This window comes from Pseudanabaena sp. PCC 9330, from assembly GCF_055795045.1.
Genome location: NZ_JAYFES010000117.1, coordinates 68,193 through 84,826 on the forward strand (window position 1 = coordinate 68,193; position 16,634 = coordinate 84,826).

Genomic DNA, 16,634 nt, shown 5'->3' on the forward strand with positions numbered 1-16,634 from the left:
GGCGCCTGCGTTATTCTTCGATGTGGACAGGCTTGGCCCAGATGGCGAGGACGATGCAGCCGTCGGGGCTATGGACGGTGTGGCGAGTGCCGGGCGGGTTGACTACCAGGGTGCCTGCGGTGTAGGTGCCGTGGTTGTCGACTTGGGAGCCAGAGAGCACCAAGATATGCTCAAAGCCGGTGTGGCGATGGTAGGGAACTGAAGCCCCCGGCTGGTAGCGCAGCAGCGCGGCGGCGGCCCCGTCGGGTACAGCCGGGTACAGCCGATGGATCTCCACGCCGGGGCGAAACGGCTCCCAGGCCAGGTCTGGATCAACCGCTAACGCTTTTAAATCGGGCAACACAATCGATTCCATCACAACTTTTCCGCTGATTAACCCATGCTCGCCAGGGCAGACAGGTGGGTCTGCCCCTACCCATCCACCTATCTGCTAATGCCCGGCCATTTTTTGCCCCAGGGTTTTGATGTCGGCAGTAGCGGTGGGGCTTTCGTAGACCAGCTCGCCGTCGCTGATCACAAAAATGCGATCGCTCAGCTTCAGCAACTCGTCCAGGTCTTCGCTCACCAGCAGCACCCCCACCCCGCGATTGCGGGCGGCGAGAATCTGGCTGTGAATATAGTCAACCGCCGAAAAGTCGAGGCCAAAGCAGGGGTTAGCGGCGATCAGCAGGTTGATATTCGTGGACGACAGCTCCCGCGCCAGTACGGTGCGCTGCACGTTGCCGCCGGACAGATGGCTCACGGGGGTATCCACCGACGGGGTCTTGACCGAAAACACCTTGACCAAACCCTCGGCCATGCGCCGAATGTTGCTAAGGCTGAGCAGCCAGCCCTGTCTAGCCTGGGGGTGGCAGTCAAAGGTGCGCAGCGCCATATTTTCGGCCACGCTCATGTGGGGCACACAGGCGTTGCGCAGGGGTTCTTCGGGCAGGGTGTAGACCTGGTGCAGGGCCATCTCTTTGCGGGTCGACTGGTATGGGGTGCCGTTGACCAAAATGTCGCCGCTGTGGCGAGGGCGCTGCCCCGCTAGCACCTCCACCAGCTCCCGCTGGCCGTTGCCCGAAACCCCAGCAATGCCGACGATTTCGCCGCTGTTGACGGTGAAGCTGGCGCTGCGCACCGCAGGCAGACCATTGTCGCGATCGGCGCAGAGATCTTTGAGCTCTAGCACCGGGCGCGGGTCGGGCACAGTCACTTTCTCAACCGGGGTGGCCTCTTTCTTTTCGCCCAGCATCATGTGGGCCATGTCGGCCACGGTCAGATCGCGCACGTAGCCGTGGCCCGCTAGCTGCCCCTTGCGCAGCACGGTGACCTCGTCGGTAAAGGCCATGACCTCGCGAAACTTGTGGGAAATCATCAGCACGCTGAGGTGGCCAGCGGTGACCTCGTCCCGCAGCAGGCCCAGCACCTCGTCGGCCTCGTCGGGGGTGAGCACCGAGGTGGGCTCGTCGAGAATCAGCACCCGACTGTTGAGGTAGAGCTGCTTGAGAATTTCCAGCTTTTGCTTTTGGCCCGCCGCCAGTTGAGCGATGGGGGTGCGCAGGTCGATCTGAAAGGGTGAGCTAGCCATAAAGGCCTCAAGGCGATCGTACTCTGAGGCCCAGTTAATCCACTGGGGGCTGTCGTAGCGTGAAAGCACCAGGTTTTCGGCCACGGTCATGGCAGGCACCGAGGTGAAGTGCTGGTAGACCATGCCAATGCCAAAGTGGTGGGCATCCTTGGGGCTAGCAATGGTGCGGGAGTGTTTATCTACCAGCACATCCCCAGAGGTGGGGGTGTAAAAGCCCATGATGCATTTCACCAGGGTGCTCTTGCCGGCCCCGTTTTCGCCCAGCAGGGCGTGAAAGCTGCCGGGGGTGACTTTGATCGAAACCTGGTCGAGGGCGGTGAAGGTGCCAAAGCGCTTGGTGAGGTTGATCACTTCTAGCTCAGGCGGGGCGGTTTTGGTCTGCGGAGCAGCGGTGGTGGTTGCCATAGGAGTGGGGGGTAGGGGGTAGGGGGTGGATGGGAGGGAGGGTAGGGCTAGGGATGGGTAGGGGCTTAGCACTGCTAAGCCCCTATAGCTGACGCAGGGTGAGCATTTTCCCTATTTCCAAATTTCCAATTAGGCCAACGCCTCGATCAGCGCCTCAGAATGGGCTACCGCACCAAACACGCCGCCCTGCATTTTGACCATCTTCAGCGCCGCCAGGTGGTTGCCGTAGTCAGTCGCGCCAGTGCAGTCAGACAGCAGCAGGCACTCGTAGCCGCGATCGTTGGCGTCGCGCATGGTGGTGTGCACGCACACATCGGTGGTGATGCCCGCCAAAATGATGTTGCGAATGCCTTTGCGGGTCAAAATCAAGTCTAAATCGGTGGCGTAGAAGGATCCTTTGCCGGGTTTGTCGATGATCACCTCGCCAGGCAGAGGTTGCAGCTCGGGGATGAGTTCCCAGCCAGGTTCGCCGCGCACGAGAATGCGTCCGCAGGGGCCAGGGTCGCCAATGCCTGCGCCGATCTGGCGCGATCGCCACTGCTTATTCTCTGGCAGATCTGACAGATCGGGGCGATGGCCCTCGCGGGTGTGAATGATGGTGAAGTGGCGATCGCGCATCACTCCCAGCAGCTTGGCGATCGGCTCGATCGGGGCGCGGGTGAGCGATAGGTCGTAGCCCATCTTGTCGACATAGCCCCCGATGCCGCAAAAATCGGTCTGCATATCAATCACAATCAGGGCCGTATTCTCCGGTCGCAGATCCCCGTTGTAGGGGTAGGGGTACGGCTCGGCTTCAACAAAAATTCCCATGGGTTCTCTCCATCGCAATGGCTAACAAGGTGTCGTAGGTTGGGTAGAGCGTAGCGGCACCCAACAAATCTGCCGCTGTTGGGTTGTACTGCGTTTCACCCAACCTACAGTTAGAGACATTCTTATAAAGTGCGCTAAAGGACAGCGCTAAACGGTTACTCCTGAGCTTGCCCCAAGGCTCCCGGTGCGCCAGTCAACGTGCGCTTGGGCGAGCAGGTGATCACCATAATCAGCAGCGTCAAAATGTAGGGCGACGCGTTGAACAAGTAGTAGTAGGCGTCGATGCCCACCGACTGCATGGCGGGGCCGATCGCCTGGGCACCGCCAAACAGCAGCGAGGCCAGCAGACACTGCATCGGGTTCCACCGAGCAAAGATCACCAGAGCCACCGCCATCAAACCCTGGCCGCTCGAAATTCGCTCTGACCAACTGCCGGGGTAAAACAGCGACAGCGATGCGCCGCCGATACCGGCCAAAAAGCTGCCCGCCACAATGCTGGCCATCCGCACTTTAAAGATCGAGATGCCCATGGCCCTCGCGGCGTCGGGGCTGTCGCCCACGGCCCGCACCAGCAGCCCCCAACGGGTGGAGCGAAAGAACCACTGCATCAGGGGGGCGATCGCCACCCCCAAAATAAACAGCGGGCTAATCTGCAGCGCCGATTCTAGCTGCGGAATCTGAGTCCACCCCGCCAGCGACAGCGTCGGCAGCTGCGGGGCCGAGGGCTGAATGAAGGGCTTGCCCAAAAAGAAGGCCAGGCCGCTACCAAAGATAATCATGGCAATGCCCACCGCCACGTCGTTAACCCGAGGCTGCTGCGACAGCCAGCCGTGGATAACCCCGAGGAACATGCCCGCGACGCCCGCCGTAATCACCCCCAGCCAGGGCGACCCGGTTAGGTACGACACGGCGTAGGCGCTCATCGCCCCCATCAGCAGGGTGCCTTCTAGGCCCAGGTTGATCTTGCCGCTTTTTTCGGTCAGGCATTCTCCCAGACTGACAAACAGAAAGGGGGCGCTGCCCCGCAGGGTTCCGGCAATGATGGCCAGGGGTACGCCCCACCAGCCCAACGCTTCAGTTGCCATGGTTCTAACTCTCCGTGGGTGTATTGATTGAGCCAATCTTGGGATATGCCAGGAGGACTCCCCTCCTGGGAGGGGTAGGGGTGGGTCGAGCTCAGGTTTCTAACCGTCAGCGGAATGTTCTCTGCCTGGGTTGACCCACCCCGCCCTACGGGCACCCCTCCGAGGAGGGGACGATGCTTCTCTAAACCGGGGTCGCCGTGGCCACCGGGGGGGCAGGCCGCACCGTGGGAGGCCGTTCTTTGAAGATGGGCAGCTTGCCGTAGAGCGAGTCGCTGTATAGCACCGACAAAAACACAATGCCCTGAAACACCATCACCGTGGCGTCGGGCAGACCGTGGGCCCGCTGCAAAATGCCGCCACTGGCGAGAATGCCTCCTAATAAAAGGGCCACCAGGCTAGCGGCGATCGGGTTGTGGCGGGCGATAAACGCCACCAGCACGCCGCCGTAGCCGTAGTTGGCATTCAGCGATTCATTCGCCCGACCGTGGACTGCCGCTACCTCAATCATCCCCGCCAAGCCCGCGCAGGCCCCGCCCAAAAAGCAGATCGCCAGGGTGAGCTTGCCCACCGGTAGCCCCGCCACCCGCGCTGCCCGCACATTGCCCCCGGCGGTGCGCGCCGCAAAGCCAAAGGTGGTGCGCTGAATCAAGAAATAGGCCAGACCGCAGGCCACCAGACCCAGCACCAGGCCATAGTGCACCCGGCTGCCAGGCAGCGTGCCCAACATATGAATCTCAGGTAGCGGGTAGCTAGAGGGCTTATTGAGGGAGGCCGGATCCTTCATCGGGCCGTTGACCATGTGGTTGAGAAAGGCGATCGCAATGTAGTTCATCAGCAGGCTGCTAATGGTCTCATTTACCGCCCGGTAGTGGCGCAGCGCCCCGACAATGGCGATCCAGATGCCGCCCGCCGCCATGCCCGCCAGGGCCATACCCAACTGCACCCCTGGGGTGGGCAAACCCCAGCCCCCCAGGGTGAGGCCGCCCGCCACCGCCGCCAGCCCGCCCAGCACCAGCGCTCCTTCATTACCAATAATCACCAGCCCCAACCGGGCAGGCAGCGCCGTACAAAGGGCGCTCAACATCAGCGGCGACGCTTGGATCAGCGTATTTTGAAATGAGCTCCAGCTGCCAAAGGCGGCCCGATAGATCGAGTAGTAGACCCCAAAGGGGTTGGCCCCCGCCAGGGCGCAAAATAGACCAAAGATCATCAGGGCCGCCACCAGCGCCCCCACGGGAATGCAGATTTTTTCGAGAAGGCTTCGCCAGCGATCGCTCATGATTTTGCTCCTTACTCACCGGATTTTGAATCACGTTGTCAGGGATACGTCTGAATGGTGGGTATTTCCCACCATTCAGATGAGTGCTCTACCCCACGCTCCCCATTACCCCTTCCGCTAGCCAGTTCATCTGCTCTAGCTCAATGGCGGTCTGCCCCAATTCCTGATCGCTAGCAATGACGGTTTTGCCCTGGTTATCTTTGATCTCGCCCTTATAAATCACCAGGTCTCCAGCCATCAGTTGGGCCTTGGCCGCCTCTGCCGCCTGCTGGGCCTCGGCGCTCACCGCCGGGCCAAAGGGCGACAGCTTCAAAAAGCCATCCTGAAAGCCGCCCCGCACCAGGTGGGGAATGCCGCCATTCATCAGGGTTTTGCCCGCCTGGATCTCGGTGATGTAGTTTTTGTAGACGTTTGACCAATCCCACTCGGCCCCGGTGAGGTAGCCCTGGGGAGCCAGCTCGGCCTGGTTGGCGTGGTAGCCCGAGGCAAAGATGCCGCGTCGCTCGGCGGTTTCGATGACCACCTTGGGGCTGTCCACATGGCAGGTGAGGACGTCGATGCCCTGGTCGGCCATGCTGTTGGCGGCCTCGGCTTCGCGCACCGGGTCGGCCCAGTCGCCGGTAAAGATCACCTGGGTAGTAACGCTGGGGTCAATGCTGCGGGCACCCAGGGTAAAGCTGTTGACGTTGCGCAGCACCTGGGGAATAGGTTTGGCGGCAATGAACCCCAGTCGTTTGCTCTTCGAGGCGTGGGCCGCGACTACGCCCGCCACGTACTGGGCTTCGTCGATGTAGCCAAAATAGCTGCCGAGATTTTCGGGGTGTACTCCCTCTTCGTAGAGCCCGCCGCAGTGGAAAAACTGAACATCGGGAAAGTCTTGGGCCAGGGCCAGCAGGTGGGGGTCAAAGTAACCAAAGGAGGTGGCAAAAATGGCCTTAGCCCCGTCAATGTCGATCATGCTGCGGATGGTTTCTTGCACCGCATTGGTTTCGGGCACGCTGGCCTCTTCGGAGATTTTCACCCCGTCAATGGCGCTGAGGCTGGTGGCACCTTCGGCATGGGCCTGGTTGTAGCCATAGTCATCTTTGGGGCCAACGTAGATAAACCCCGTTGTGAGAGTATCGCTGCCACCAGCCGTGGGGGCGCTGCCGCAGGCGCTGAGCTTAACGGTTAGACCAAAGGCTCCGGTGGCCAGCAATCCCCGGATTGCCTGGCGACGGGTCACCTGAAATGTCGGGTTTCGCATGGGGGCTCTCCGTAAATAAGGGTGAAAGACAGTCAGGATGAAGCGCTGAACAGTTAAGGAGAGATTACCAACGGGGCCCATAGAGGGAGGTTCGAGGAAAGTTCGCCAAAGGTGCGTTTGTGGGCGGGCTGGGCTGGGCTCTCTGACAAAATGTTGCCTAAGGTACAAAGTTGTAGGTATCGCTTGGCTAGGATCAACACCAAAGAACTGCCCCTATGCCCTGTGTTGCCTCAGTTTCAGAGAAACGAGTAGTCTTGGATACACGACCATGACCGCCGATGATGCGTTAGCTCTGGTTGAGCAAGTCTTGGCTGACCGGGGGACGGGATCGCTCAGCCCACTACAAATCACTCTGTTTAGGCAGGCTTGGGACGATCGCACCTATCAAGGTATGGCCTTGGCCCTGGGCTATGAGGTTGGCTATATCAAGCAAATCGGCTCTGATCTGTGGCAGCGCCTCTCAGAAAACCTGGGGGAAAGGGTGACCAAGCGCAATCTGCGCGGCGTCTTAGCCCGCCAACGGTCTGTCTTGGGGCTGCCTGCTGCTGACGGCTTAGATCTGACCCCAGTGTCTACCCGCCGCCGCGACTGGGGTGACGCGCCCGACACCGCCGTTTTCTACGGACGCACCCACGAACTAGCCCAACTCGAAGCCTGGATATTGGCTGATCAAGGGGCAGAGAGCCGTGTTCAAGGCTGTCGGCTGGTGGGGGTGTTTGGCATGGGGGGGATGGGCAAAACTACCCTAGCGGTCAAGCTGGCTCAGCAGATGCAAGACCACTTTGAGGTGGTGATCTGGCGATCGCTGCGCCACGCCCCGCTGGCCCCTGATCTGCTCCGCGATCTACTGGGGGTGCTGGCACCGGAGACCGACACCGCCGCTGAGTTTGACGGCCTGCTGCGATCGCTGCTGACTGAGCTGCGCCAGCGCCGCTGCCTGCTGGTGCTCGACAATGGGGAAACCATTTTGCAACCTGGCGATCGCACCGGCACCTACCAGCCCGGCTACGAAGACTATGGCCTGCTGTTCTACAGCCTCGGCAATGCCGCCCACCAGAGCACCATCGTGCTCACCAGCCGCGAGAAAATCAAAGAAATTGTCTACCAAGAAGGGGATGGTTTACCGATTCGTTCGCTGCGGCTGCCGGGGCTGCCGCCCCCTGTGGGGCAATCTCTATGTCAAGCTCGGGGGCAGTTTATCGGCACCGCCAGCGACTGGCAGCGCTTAGTCAACCACTACGCAGGCAACCCCTTGGCCCTCAAGATGGTGGCCGCCGTGGTGCAAGATTTTTTCGACGGTCAGCTCAGTCCCTTTTTGCACATGCTGGCCCAGGGAAACTCTGTCTTTGGCGATATTCGCGACCTGCTGGCCGGCCAAATCGATCGGCTCTCGCCCCTAGAACAGCAGGTGATGGCCTGGCTAGCCATTCACCGCGTGCCGGTTACCTTGGCCCACCTGCGATCGCACCTGGTCATTCCCCTGCCCCTGGGAGAGCTGATTGAGGCTCTCTCCAGCCTAGAGCGCCGATCGCTGATCGAACGGGATGCCCCCCGGGCCACCCAGCGCAGCCCCCGCTTTACCCTCCAACCCGTCGTGATGGAATATGTCACCGACTGGCTGGTCAAGCAGGTCAGCCAGGCCATTTTGGCTCCGCCCAGCCTCGACCCCAGCCCGCTGCACACCTACGCTCTGGTTTTGGCCCAGGCTAAAGATTATCTGCGCGACAGCCAGACCCGGCTGATTTTGCAGCCAGTGCTAGACTGCCTGCGTCCCCAATCGTTAGCCGATCGTCTGCGCCACCACCTAGAGGCCTGGCGACACCAAGGGCTGCAAAGCTACGCCTGCGGCAATCTGATCAATCTGCTCCAACAGGCCCAAATTCCCCTTTCCGGCTGGGATTTTTCTCACCAGACGATCTGGCAGGCCTATCTACAAGACAGCACCTTACAGCACACTAACTTTGCCCATGCCGACCTGTCTCGCTCGGTGTTTAAAGACACCTTTAGCCAGGTGCTCTCCATTGCCTTTAGCCCCGATGGTCAGCTGCTCGCCGCCAGCGACGTCAGCTACGAGATCCATCTGTGGCGGGTCAGTGATGCCCAGCCCGTGCTCACCCTGCAAGCCCAAAACGGCTGGTGCTGGGCAGTCACCTTTAGCCCCGACAACCAGACCCTAGCCAGCAGCGCCAACGACACCATCGACCTGTGGGATCTCAAAACCGGCGATCGCTACGGCCAGCTCCAAGATTCTGGTGGCCGGGTTTTTTCCCTGGCCTTTAGCCCCGATGGGCGCTTCTTGGCCAGCGGCTGCGAAGATCACCACATTCGCGTCTGGGATGTGCGCACCCGTACTCTGGTGCATTGCCTGGCTGGCCACAGCAATGAAGTCCGGGCCGTGGCGTTTTCGCCCCAGGGCTATATCAGAGGCGGGGTAGGGCCAACCCAGGCCGGTCACCACCTGGCCAGCGGCAGCTACGACGGCACCCTGCGCCTCTGGAATTTGGTCAGCGGCGGCAGCACCATTCTGACCACCGGTTCACCCATTGCGGCGATCGCTTTTAGCCCCGATGGGCAAATCTTGGCCAGCGGCCATCAAGATGGCACCGTGGGTCTTTGGGATCGGGCGACCCAGACCTCTCTACCAGGGCTGGTGACTCACCCCGAGGCATCTCTTCCGAGGCCCAACCAGGCGGTGCGCTCCGTGGCCTTTAGCCCCGATGGTCGACAGTTAGCCAGCGGCGGTGATGACCAAACCATTCGCCTATGGAACTGGCAAACCCGACAGATTGACTGGGTCTTTAAAGGCCACAGCAGCTGGATTTCTAACGTTGCCTTTAGCCCTGTGCGGGGCGCGTCGCCTGAGGAAAATGGCTGCACCCTGGCCAGTGCCAGCGAAGATCAGTCGGTGCGCCTGTGGGATAGTCAAACCCATCAGGCCCTGCGGGTGCTGCGCGGCCACAACAGCGGTGTCTGGTCGGTGGCTCTACATCCCCAGGGGCAATACCTGGTCAGCGGCGGTCAAGACCGCCGGGTACGCCTCTGGCCCCTCACTGACGAGGGCAGCCCCAGAGCCTTTGGGGGCCATGACGGCTGGGTGTTAGCCGTAGCGGTTAGCCCCGACGGCCAGTGGATTGCCAGCGGTGGCGAAGACCGCACCGTGCGGCTGTGGCATAGCGTCTCGGGCCATTGCCAGGCCACTTGGGCTGACCATAGCCACGAGGTTTGGGCGGTTGCCTTCTGTCCCCAGGGCGATCGCCTGGTCAGCGGCAGCCTCGATGGCACCCTGCGGCTGTGGGATCTTGCCAGTGCTACCTGCCAGGGCATTCTCACTGGCCACACAAGCGGTGTTTGGACCCTGGCCATTAGCCCCGACGGTCGCCGTCTGGCCAGCGGTGGCCAAGACCAAACCGTGCGCCTGTGGGATCTAGCCACCCAGACCTGCCTACAAGCCCTGCCCTGCGAAGGCAGCTGGGTGCGGGGGCTGGCCTTTAGCCCCGATGGCCGCTATCTTTCCAGCGGCGGCTCCAATGGCTACGTCATGCTGTGGGATCTAAAGCTGGGCCATCGCACGGTGATTGGCACCCATCCCAGCCTGGTGCTGGCCGTGGCCTTTAGCCCCGACGGCCAGTGGCTGGCTAGCTGCGGTGGCGACACCACGATTAAGCTCTGGCACCTGCCCACCCGGCGGTGTCACCAAACTCTGGGCGGCCACCACAAATGGGTTCGCTACGTCACCTTTAGCGCCGACGGCACCCGCCTGATCAGCTGTAGTCAAGACGAAACCATTCAGGTGTGGAAGAAATTGACTACCCCCGATGGCTTTATCTACTGCCATGAGCAGACCCTGCGCATGCCCCGCCCCTACGAAGCCATGGCCATTGCGGGGGCGACGGGGTTGACCACCGCGCAAAAGGCAGCCCTGATCACCCTCGGAGCCAGTGAAGCAACTCCTGAGGTGAATGGGTCAGTTACGGTGGGATGTGCCAACCCTGTCGGGCTGAGCCTCCAGGGTGCAGCCATCCCGGCCCATCAGCGTTTATCTCCGACCCCTCCCCCGGCGTGAGCAGCCTGCTGCAACCTCTCCCTAGGCCCAAACCGGCGATCGCTATCCCCTGGCTGGAGGGCTGAACCGGGTGCCTCTGGTGAAAGTTTGTCAGTCACCCAGATAACCACCACCCCGGAAAAAATCAGGCATCATGAAGAGATGTACTAGTGTCTTTGTATCGTTCCTTGGTGACCTATGGGCGACTTCAACATTCAGGCTCCCTTTGAACCCACGGGCGACCAGCCAAAGGCGATCGCAGGCCTGACCCAATTCCTCCAAGATCAGACCAAGTACCAGACTCTGCTGGGGGCCACGGGCACGGGCAAAACCCACACTGTTGCCCGCGTCATCGACAAAATTGGCAAACCCGCCCTGGTGCTGGCCCACAACAAAACCCTGGCGGCGCAGCTCTGCAACGAGCTGCGCGAGTTTTTCCCCGACAACGCGGTCGAGTACTTCATTAGCTATTACGACTACTACCAGCCTGAGGCCTACATTCCCACCACCGACACCTACATCGCCAAGACCGCCTCGATCAACGACGAGATCGACATGCTACGGCACTCGGCCACCCGCTCCCTGTTCGAGCGCAAAGATGTAATCGTAGTCGCCTCGATCAGCTGCATCTACGGTCTGGGGATTCCGTCCGAATACCTGAAGGCGTCGATTCCGCTGCACGTGGGCATGGAGGTCAACCAGCGCCAGGTGCTGCGCGATCTGGCCTCGATTCAGTACGAGCGCAACGATTTGGATCTGGGCCGAGGCAAATTTCGAGTCAAGGGCGACGTGCTGGAGATCGGCCCCGCCTACGAAGACCGGATCATTCGCATTGAGTTCTTTGGCGACGAAATCGATGCTGTGCGCTACGTGGACCCGATCACTGGAGCCACCCTGCAAAGCATGGAAGGCCTGAGCATCTACCCCGCCAAGCACTTTGTCACCCCCGACGATCGCATTGAAGAGGCTTGCCAAGCCATCCAAGACGAGCTGAAGGAACGCCTGGAGGAGCTAGAGAAAGAAGGCAAACTGCTGGAGGCCCAGCGCCTAGAGCAGCGCACCCGCTACGATCTGGAAATGATCCGCGAGGTGGGCTACTGCAACGGCGTAGAAAACTACGCTCGCCACTTAGCCGGGCGCACCGCCGGGTCGCCGCCAGAGTGCCTGCTCGACTACTTTCCCAAAGATTGGCTGCTGGTGATCGATGAGTCCCACGTCACCATTCCGCAGATTCACGGCATGTATAACGGCGATCGCAGCCGCAAGATGGTGCTGATCGACCACGGCTTTCGCCTCCCCAGCGCCGCCGACAACCGCCCCCTAAAGGCGGAAGAATTTTGGGACAAGGTGAACCAGTGCATCTTTGTCTCCGCCACCCCCGGCAACTGGGAGATGGAGATCTCCGAGAATAAAGTAGTCGAGCAGATCATTCGCCCCACGGGGGTGCTCGACCCCGAGATCTTTGTGCGCCCCACCGAAGGCCAGGTCGATGACCTGCTGGGCGAAATCAAAGAGCGAGCGGCGCGGCAGGAACGGGTGCTGATCACCACCCTGACCAAGCGCATGGCCGAAGACCTGACCGACTATTTCGACGAGCACGGGGTGCGGGTGCGCTACCTGCACTCCGAGATCCACTCCATCGAGCGCATTGAGATCATCCAAGACCTGCGGGAGGGCTTGTACGACGTGCTGGTGGGGGTCAACCTGCTGCGAGAAGGGCTCGATTTGCCCGAGGTTTCCCTGGTGGCGATCTTGGATGCGGATAAAGAAGGGTTTCTGCGGGCTGAGCGATCGCTGATTCAGACCATCGGTCGTGCCGCCCGCCACATTCGCGGTCAGGCGATTCTCTATGCCGACAACCTCACCGACAGCATGGCCAAAGCGATCAGCGAAACCGAGCGCCGCCGCGCCATTCAAACCGCCCACAACGAGGCGAATGGCATCACCCCCACTTCGATTATTCGCCGCAACAGCAACTCGATTTTGTCGTTTCTCGAAGTCTCTCGCCGCCTCAGCGCCCACGAGCTAGAGGAGGTCTACGAACACAAAGAAGAGCTGCCGTTGGAAGAAATTCCTGAACTGATTGGTCAGTTTGAAAAGCAGATGAAAGAAGCAGCGAAAAACCTGGACTTTGAAGAGGCGGCTAAGTTTCGCGATCGCATCAAATCCCTGCGCGATCAGCTCTTGGGCAAGCGATCGTAAAGAATCATCCAGGGGCGATCGCCTACCTCAATGCCTTGTACTTAGAAACAGGGAGGAAGACAGAACGCGAAAACCCTAGCGCCCGCAGCTGAAGTGCAAACTAGGGGAGCTAGGGTACGAGCAAACATAGCCTGGCAATCAGCTGAGTAGATTTGCGGGGTTAGCTGTTCGTTGGTGTGCCACCACCTTCGGACAGCGTCAAAGTTTTCGAGTTTTGTGTGGTCACCGTTCTGTTGAACGACTTAAGGTATAAAGAGCACGGCTACAGACGCTCCTCGTCAACCGTGGAGTGAATGCACCGCCTATGCCAGTCTTTATGAAGCTATACAGAAATTTTTAGGTGCCTACCAGTAGTAAGGATATTCTGTGTGAACTTTCCATATAACTACCCTCCCCAGGTAAATAATGCGGAAACCGTCCGTATAACCATCCTGTACAAGGCATTTATGCGGAAACTGTCAGCATAATAAATTGTTAGGTGTACTAAAGCGGTCTGCCACAGAAATGCTGATAAGCGAAAATATAAGTTGAGGTCTATTGACTATTTATGAGCCATGAAGCAAGAGCAATTCGAACAACTTTTATACGAAGAAGAAGGAAATACTCTTGATTTTAAGAAAGAGCAATATCTGTTTTCAAAAGCAACAGATGAGGAAAAGTCGGAGTTGCTTAAAGATATTCTAGGCTTTGCTAATGCTTGGCGTAGAGTCACTGCATACATCCTCATCGGAGTAGAAGAGGTTCGAGGTGATCGTGGAAGAATCGTCGGCATTTCCCCGAGTAGCCATTTGCAAGATCATGCACTTCAACAGTTTATCAATAACTTGACCAACCATCCGGTAAGATTTCAATATGAAGCATTTTGTTTTGAAGGCAAGCAGCTCGGTATCATAAGTATTGAAGAGCAAATGCGACCTATTTATCTGAAGCGTGACTACGGCAAGCTTAAGAAGAATGAGGTCTATGTTCGCAGGGGAAGCTCTACTGATCCTACGAAACCTGCATTGCCTGACGAGATTGCAACAATGAGACTGGGATCATCTCATGAAGAGGCTTTGGTCTCTGTTCAGTTCTGTGATATAAGAACTGAAATGCCTATAGGTTCTGTGCTTGATTGGGAATCAGAGTATTGCGAAATGCCATCAAACTATTCAATTCCTGATCTATCTAATCCCAGGAATGATTTCTGGCAATCTGACATGTTCAATCAGATCAACTCCAATTTTTATCGTGAGCTAGCTGATTATGAGTGTACTCGTCGGCTTTGCCAACCCGTACGGCTAGTTGTTAAAAACACTGGCAAAGTCGCTGCTAAGAATGTACGTATTGAACTGACAGCTTCCAGTCGGGATGAAACCATAGTCTTGGAAGAATCTGATTTGCCATCAAGACCTAGCAAAAATAGACTTGAAAGCACTGCGTTTTTAAGAGGTATTCACTCCATTCATAAAAGTCCTGGTGATGTAAGCATTGAAAGCACTCCTGAAAAGATGATGATTAAAATTGATTTTGGAGATCTACAACCTGGTAGATATATCTGCTCAAAGACTTTTTACATTGGCAGTAAAATTAGTCAAAAGATTTTGTTGGCCGTTTTTTCGTATGCTGATAATCTTGCAACGCCTAAAGAATCTACACTCATGATTTCTGTCTCTTCGAAAAGGATGTCAATGACATTTGAACAACTCAAGGTGATGGGCGATCGATTTTTCTGAGATGTATAAAAATGCCTGGCAATGTGTTGGTGCAGATGGAATGAAAGTTGTCAGTGGACATTCGAGGTCATCTGCCGCCTCACAAATTTACCGTTATGCGGACGTCAGACCCTTAATAACATTGCGGCTCTGTAAACTTGAACCAGTTTGACGGATGGCGAAACTCTACTACCGAGGTATGGCAGAGAACAACGGCAAGCCTAAAATTGGGCGCAGTGCTCGACTGTTGGGAGTCAGACCCGGTATTGACATTGATATTGAGCAAATGCCCTCTGGTTGTGTTGATAGGGAAGGTCGCTTAAGACCAGAAGCAGAACGCGAGTATACGCAGAAAACTGTAGCCGTTGCCATCAGGAATGAAAAAGGCATGTCTGTCTCGCTTTCCATTGAGGGTTTACCAGCCTTTCGTAAACCCGCTGAGTTTGGCGGTACAGGTCGAGATCCACTTTGGCAAATCGATGACAGCAAGATCACTGGCGATCTAGAAGCAGTTCAAGATAGCCCCACCCACGTCAGCATTCTGCCAAGCGCTACAATGCTTTTAGAGAAATACGAGGCAGCACTGGCAAATACTCAGAACGATTGGGAAAGAGTTGAGTAATCAGGCATCGATACCTGGAGCTTACAGCAATGGCATGGATATTTAGCCTATCGGCAGAATGCGGCTCAGATAAAAGCAAGGCAGAGCTGTTTTCTCAACATTTTGAGGGAGTGACTTGGACGCTCTCTAACGGACGTCAGTGCCAGTGTCAAACCGCCACGTTTCAGGATGTTGATGACAACTGGTGGTGTCGGGTTTGCCCTAACAATATCAGTGAGATTGGTATTGAGTCTTCAGAAAGCGCCTATCTCATGACAGAGTTAGGCATTCTCTTTTATAGGCATTTGCGATCTGCTCCCAAATTTCGATACGCCTTAGTTGGGGTCGAAATTGATGAGTTCAGGACTTACAGTGAGTTGTTAGAAGATGCCTCTGAGTTATCTATTCCCGGTTTGGTTTTGGCCAGAGAGGTCGGGTTAGAGATGGGCTTACCTTCAGCCTATCGTTCGTTCAGTCCTGGTTACGTTTGGCTGCCCTACGAGGGTGAAATTTATAATCCGCTGATGGCATCTCCAAGCTTAAAGAATCAGCTGGATGAATTATTGCTGGCAAGCTGATTGGCAACGACAGTGTGGGATGCAGAAGTGGCTGCAATGTTAGAAGAGAAACTGCTGAAAAAGTACCTTCCGCAAAGCTTACCTAGTCATCCCATTATCCGATGAGTCACGAGGCGGCAAAGCCTTTGCAGGCTACTTTGGTTGGCTTCGATGACGTTGAAGCAAACTTGAGAATATCAGGATTTGGCCTGGAGCGATGCTGTTTCTGTTCCTCATACCGCTCATTGATCTCAACCTGTCTGCGACAAAAATCGTAATCCTCCTGAAAGTGCTGATAAACCTCCTTGTAGGACGATTGAATGCCAAAATCTAGCTCCTCAGCTTCTAACAAAGTCAACACTTTTTCAAGCAGTCTCGCCCTGACTTTGAGGTGATCGAGCCTCGGTTCTGCACACAACTGCAACCGTTCAAGGTAAGACTCGATACGGAAATAGGAATGGATATCAACGGCAAAATCTTTGGTGCCATTGCTGCGCCTATAGCTCACCACTTGCCCAACCGCCTGGTATCCGCGAAACCGCTCAAGCTGCGTTTCAGCCTGGGCCTTTTCGCCTAAATACAGCCAAATGTGATTTAGCGCTCTCGCTTGCGCCTTGCAACCTTTGTAAGGCACAACCTCAATATGCTGCAATAGACAAGCTTTGGTGCCAGTTCTGTCAGCCGTTTTCCAATGACTTAAATATCCCTGAAAGCGAACATTTTGCCCTAACCAATCGGCAAGCGGTCTACAGGCGATCGCTGATTTCTGCATCCTCATGCTCCCCCGACCCAGATTCATTGACTCAAAATTGGCCAACCCATTGTTTTTTCAGGTTGCCCAATTTTGAGCCAACGATCTTAAAGCGAGGGTAGAACTCCAGCGATAGAGATGGGTTTGTGAGGGCGATCGCGCCGCACCCCGGCCATGCCAATGCTGCACCCTCTGCACAGGCGCTTCGAGCCGACAGCCCAGAACGGTCATAGATGCAGCTCACCATCGACTCTGGCCTCTACGGCCTGTTCTCTAAGAGGTTTGACCCGCCGATGACAAAACATCTGCCCTAGGGAGTAGACCGAGAGATGTCGTTACAGCTATTGCAGTGGTAAATTAGAGACACCACACTTTTGTAAACTATCATTAAC

Annotated in this window: 12 protein-coding genes; 5 read left to right on the forward strand and 7 right to left on the reverse strand. The window is 57.2% G+C overall.

Annotation, left to right across the window (positions count from 1 at the left end; genetic code table 11):
- Positions 1 to 10: 10 nt before the first annotated feature.
- The 6 genes from AC0QKW_RS22515 to AC0QKW_RS22540 all read right to left on the reverse strand — a co-directional run bounded on the left by AC0QKW_RS22515 (position 11) and on the right by AC0QKW_RS22540 (position 6,395).
- Positions 11 to 355, reverse strand: a complete 345-nt coding sequence (locus AC0QKW_RS22515) for a cupin domain-containing protein (protein ID WP_473153349.1) — start codon at positions 353 to 355, stop codon at positions 11 to 13.
- 75 nt (positions 356 to 430) lie between these two features.
- Positions 431 to 1,975 (reverse strand): ABC transporter ATP-binding protein, encoded by a 1,545-nt coding sequence (locus AC0QKW_RS22520; RefSeq protein ID WP_473153350.1) that lies wholly within the window; start codon positions 1,973 to 1,975, stop codon positions 431 to 433.
- 129 nt (positions 1,976 to 2,104) lie between these two features.
- Positions 2,105 to 2,785, reverse strand: a complete 681-nt coding sequence (gene biuH, locus AC0QKW_RS22525) for a biuret amidohydrolase (RefSeq protein WP_473153351.1) — start codon at positions 2,783 to 2,785, stop codon at positions 2,105 to 2,107.
- Between the two features lie 155 nt (positions 2,786 to 2,940).
- Positions 2,941 to 3,870, reverse strand: coding sequence for an ABC transporter permease (locus tag AC0QKW_RS22530; RefSeq protein ID WP_473153352.1), 930 nt, complete (start codon positions 3,868 to 3,870; stop codon positions 2,941 to 2,943).
- Between the two features lie 181 nt (positions 3,871 to 4,051).
- Positions 4,052 to 5,149 carry an ABC transporter permease gene (locus tag AC0QKW_RS22535; protein WP_473153353.1) on the reverse strand — a complete coding sequence of 366 codons (1,098 nt, stop codon included), beginning with the start codon at positions 5,147 to 5,149 and terminating at the stop codon, positions 4,052 to 4,054.
- 88 nt (positions 5,150 to 5,237) lie between these two features.
- Positions 5,238 to 6,395 (reverse strand): BMP family ABC transporter substrate-binding protein, encoded by a 1,158-nt coding sequence (locus AC0QKW_RS22540; RefSeq protein WP_473153354.1) that lies wholly within the window; start codon positions 6,393 to 6,395, stop codon positions 5,238 to 5,240.
- A 268-nt stretch (positions 6,396 to 6,663) separates the two neighbouring features.
- Between AC0QKW_RS22540 and AC0QKW_RS22545 the strand changes: the two genes are divergently transcribed.
- From AC0QKW_RS22545 to AC0QKW_RS22565, 5 genes are all read left to right on the forward strand, one after another.
- Positions 6,664 to 10,458, forward strand: coding sequence for a WD40 domain-containing protein (locus tag AC0QKW_RS22545; RefSeq protein ID WP_473153355.1), 3,795 nt, complete (start codon positions 6,664 to 6,666; stop codon positions 10,456 to 10,458).
- A 177-nt stretch (positions 10,459 to 10,635) separates the two neighbouring features.
- Positions 10,636 to 12,639 (forward strand): excinuclease ABC subunit UvrB, encoded by a 2,004-nt coding sequence (gene uvrB / locus AC0QKW_RS22550; RefSeq protein ID WP_473153356.1) that lies wholly within the window; start codon positions 10,636 to 10,638, stop codon positions 12,637 to 12,639.
- 554 nt (positions 12,640 to 13,193) lie between these two features.
- Positions 13,194 to 14,354: an AlbA family DNA-binding domain-containing protein gene (locus tag AC0QKW_RS22555; protein ID WP_473153357.1), complete on the forward strand. Its 1,161-nt coding sequence runs from the start codon at positions 13,194 to 13,196 to the stop codon at positions 14,352 to 14,354.
- A gap of 154 nt (positions 14,355 to 14,508) precedes the next feature.
- Complete coding sequence (locus AC0QKW_RS22560; RefSeq protein ID WP_473153358.1) at positions 14,509 to 14,955, forward strand: Tse2 family ADP-ribosyltransferase toxin; 447 nt, start codon at positions 14,509 to 14,511, stop codon at positions 14,953 to 14,955.
- 29 nt (positions 14,956 to 14,984) lie between these two features.
- A complete protein-coding gene (locus AC0QKW_RS22565; protein ID WP_473153359.1) occupies positions 14,985 to 15,512 on the forward strand; it encodes a hypothetical protein in 528 nt (175 codons plus the stop codon).
- Positions 15,513 to 15,618: 106 nt separating this feature from the next.
- On the opposite strand, the gene AC0QKW_RS22570 is transcribed toward AC0QKW_RS22565, so the two are convergent.
- Positions 15,619 to 16,263, reverse strand: coding sequence for a hypothetical protein (locus AC0QKW_RS22570; protein WP_473153360.1), 645 nt, complete (start codon positions 16,261 to 16,263; stop codon positions 15,619 to 15,621).
- Positions 16,264 to 16,634 lie beyond the last annotated feature (371 nt).

Excerpts from the sequence above, each read along its gene's own strand:
- AC0QKW_RS22540 (WP_473153354.1), bottom strand. The coding sequence starts at position 6,395 with ATGCGAAACCCGACATTTCAGGTGACCCGTCGCCAGGCAATCCGGGGA.
- AC0QKW_RS22535 (WP_473153353.1), bottom strand. The coding sequence starts at position 5,149 with ATGAGCGATCGCTGGCGAAGCCTTCTCGAAAAAATCTGCATTCCCGTG.
- uvrB (WP_473153356.1), top strand. The coding sequence starts at position 10,636 with ATGGGCGACTTCAACATTCAGGCTCCCTTTGAACCCACGGGCGACCAG.
- AC0QKW_RS22520 (WP_473153350.1), bottom strand. The coding sequence starts at position 1,975 with ATGGCAACCACCACCGCTGCTCCGCAGACCAAAACCGCCCCGCCTGAG.
- AC0QKW_RS22565 (WP_473153359.1), top strand. The coding sequence starts at position 14,985 with ATGGCATGGATATTTAGCCTATCGGCAGAATGCGGCTCAGATAAAAGC.
- AC0QKW_RS22555 (WP_473153357.1), top strand. The coding sequence starts at position 13,194 with ATGAAGCAAGAGCAATTCGAACAACTTTTATACGAAGAAGAAGGAAAT.
- AC0QKW_RS22530 (WP_473153352.1), bottom strand. The coding sequence starts at position 3,870 with ATGGCAACTGAAGCGTTGGGCTGGTGGGGCGTACCCCTGGCCATCATT.
- AC0QKW_RS22515 (WP_473153349.1), bottom strand. The coding sequence starts at position 355 with ATGGAATCGATTGTGTTGCCCGATTTAAAAGCGTTAGCGGTTGATCCA.
- AC0QKW_RS22545 (WP_473153355.1), top strand. The coding sequence starts at position 6,664 with ATGACCGCCGATGATGCGTTAGCTCTGGTTGAGCAAGTCTTGGCTGAC.
- AC0QKW_RS22570 (WP_473153360.1), bottom strand. The coding sequence starts at position 16,263 with ATGCAGAAATCAGCGATCGCCTGTAGACCGCTTGCCGATTGGTTAGGG.
- biuH (WP_473153351.1), bottom strand. The coding sequence starts at position 2,785 with ATGGGAATTTTTGTTGAAGCCGAGCCGTACCCCTACCCCTACAACGGG.
- AC0QKW_RS22560 (WP_473153358.1), top strand. The coding sequence starts at position 14,509 with ATGGCGAAACTCTACTACCGAGGTATGGCAGAGAACAACGGCAAGCCT.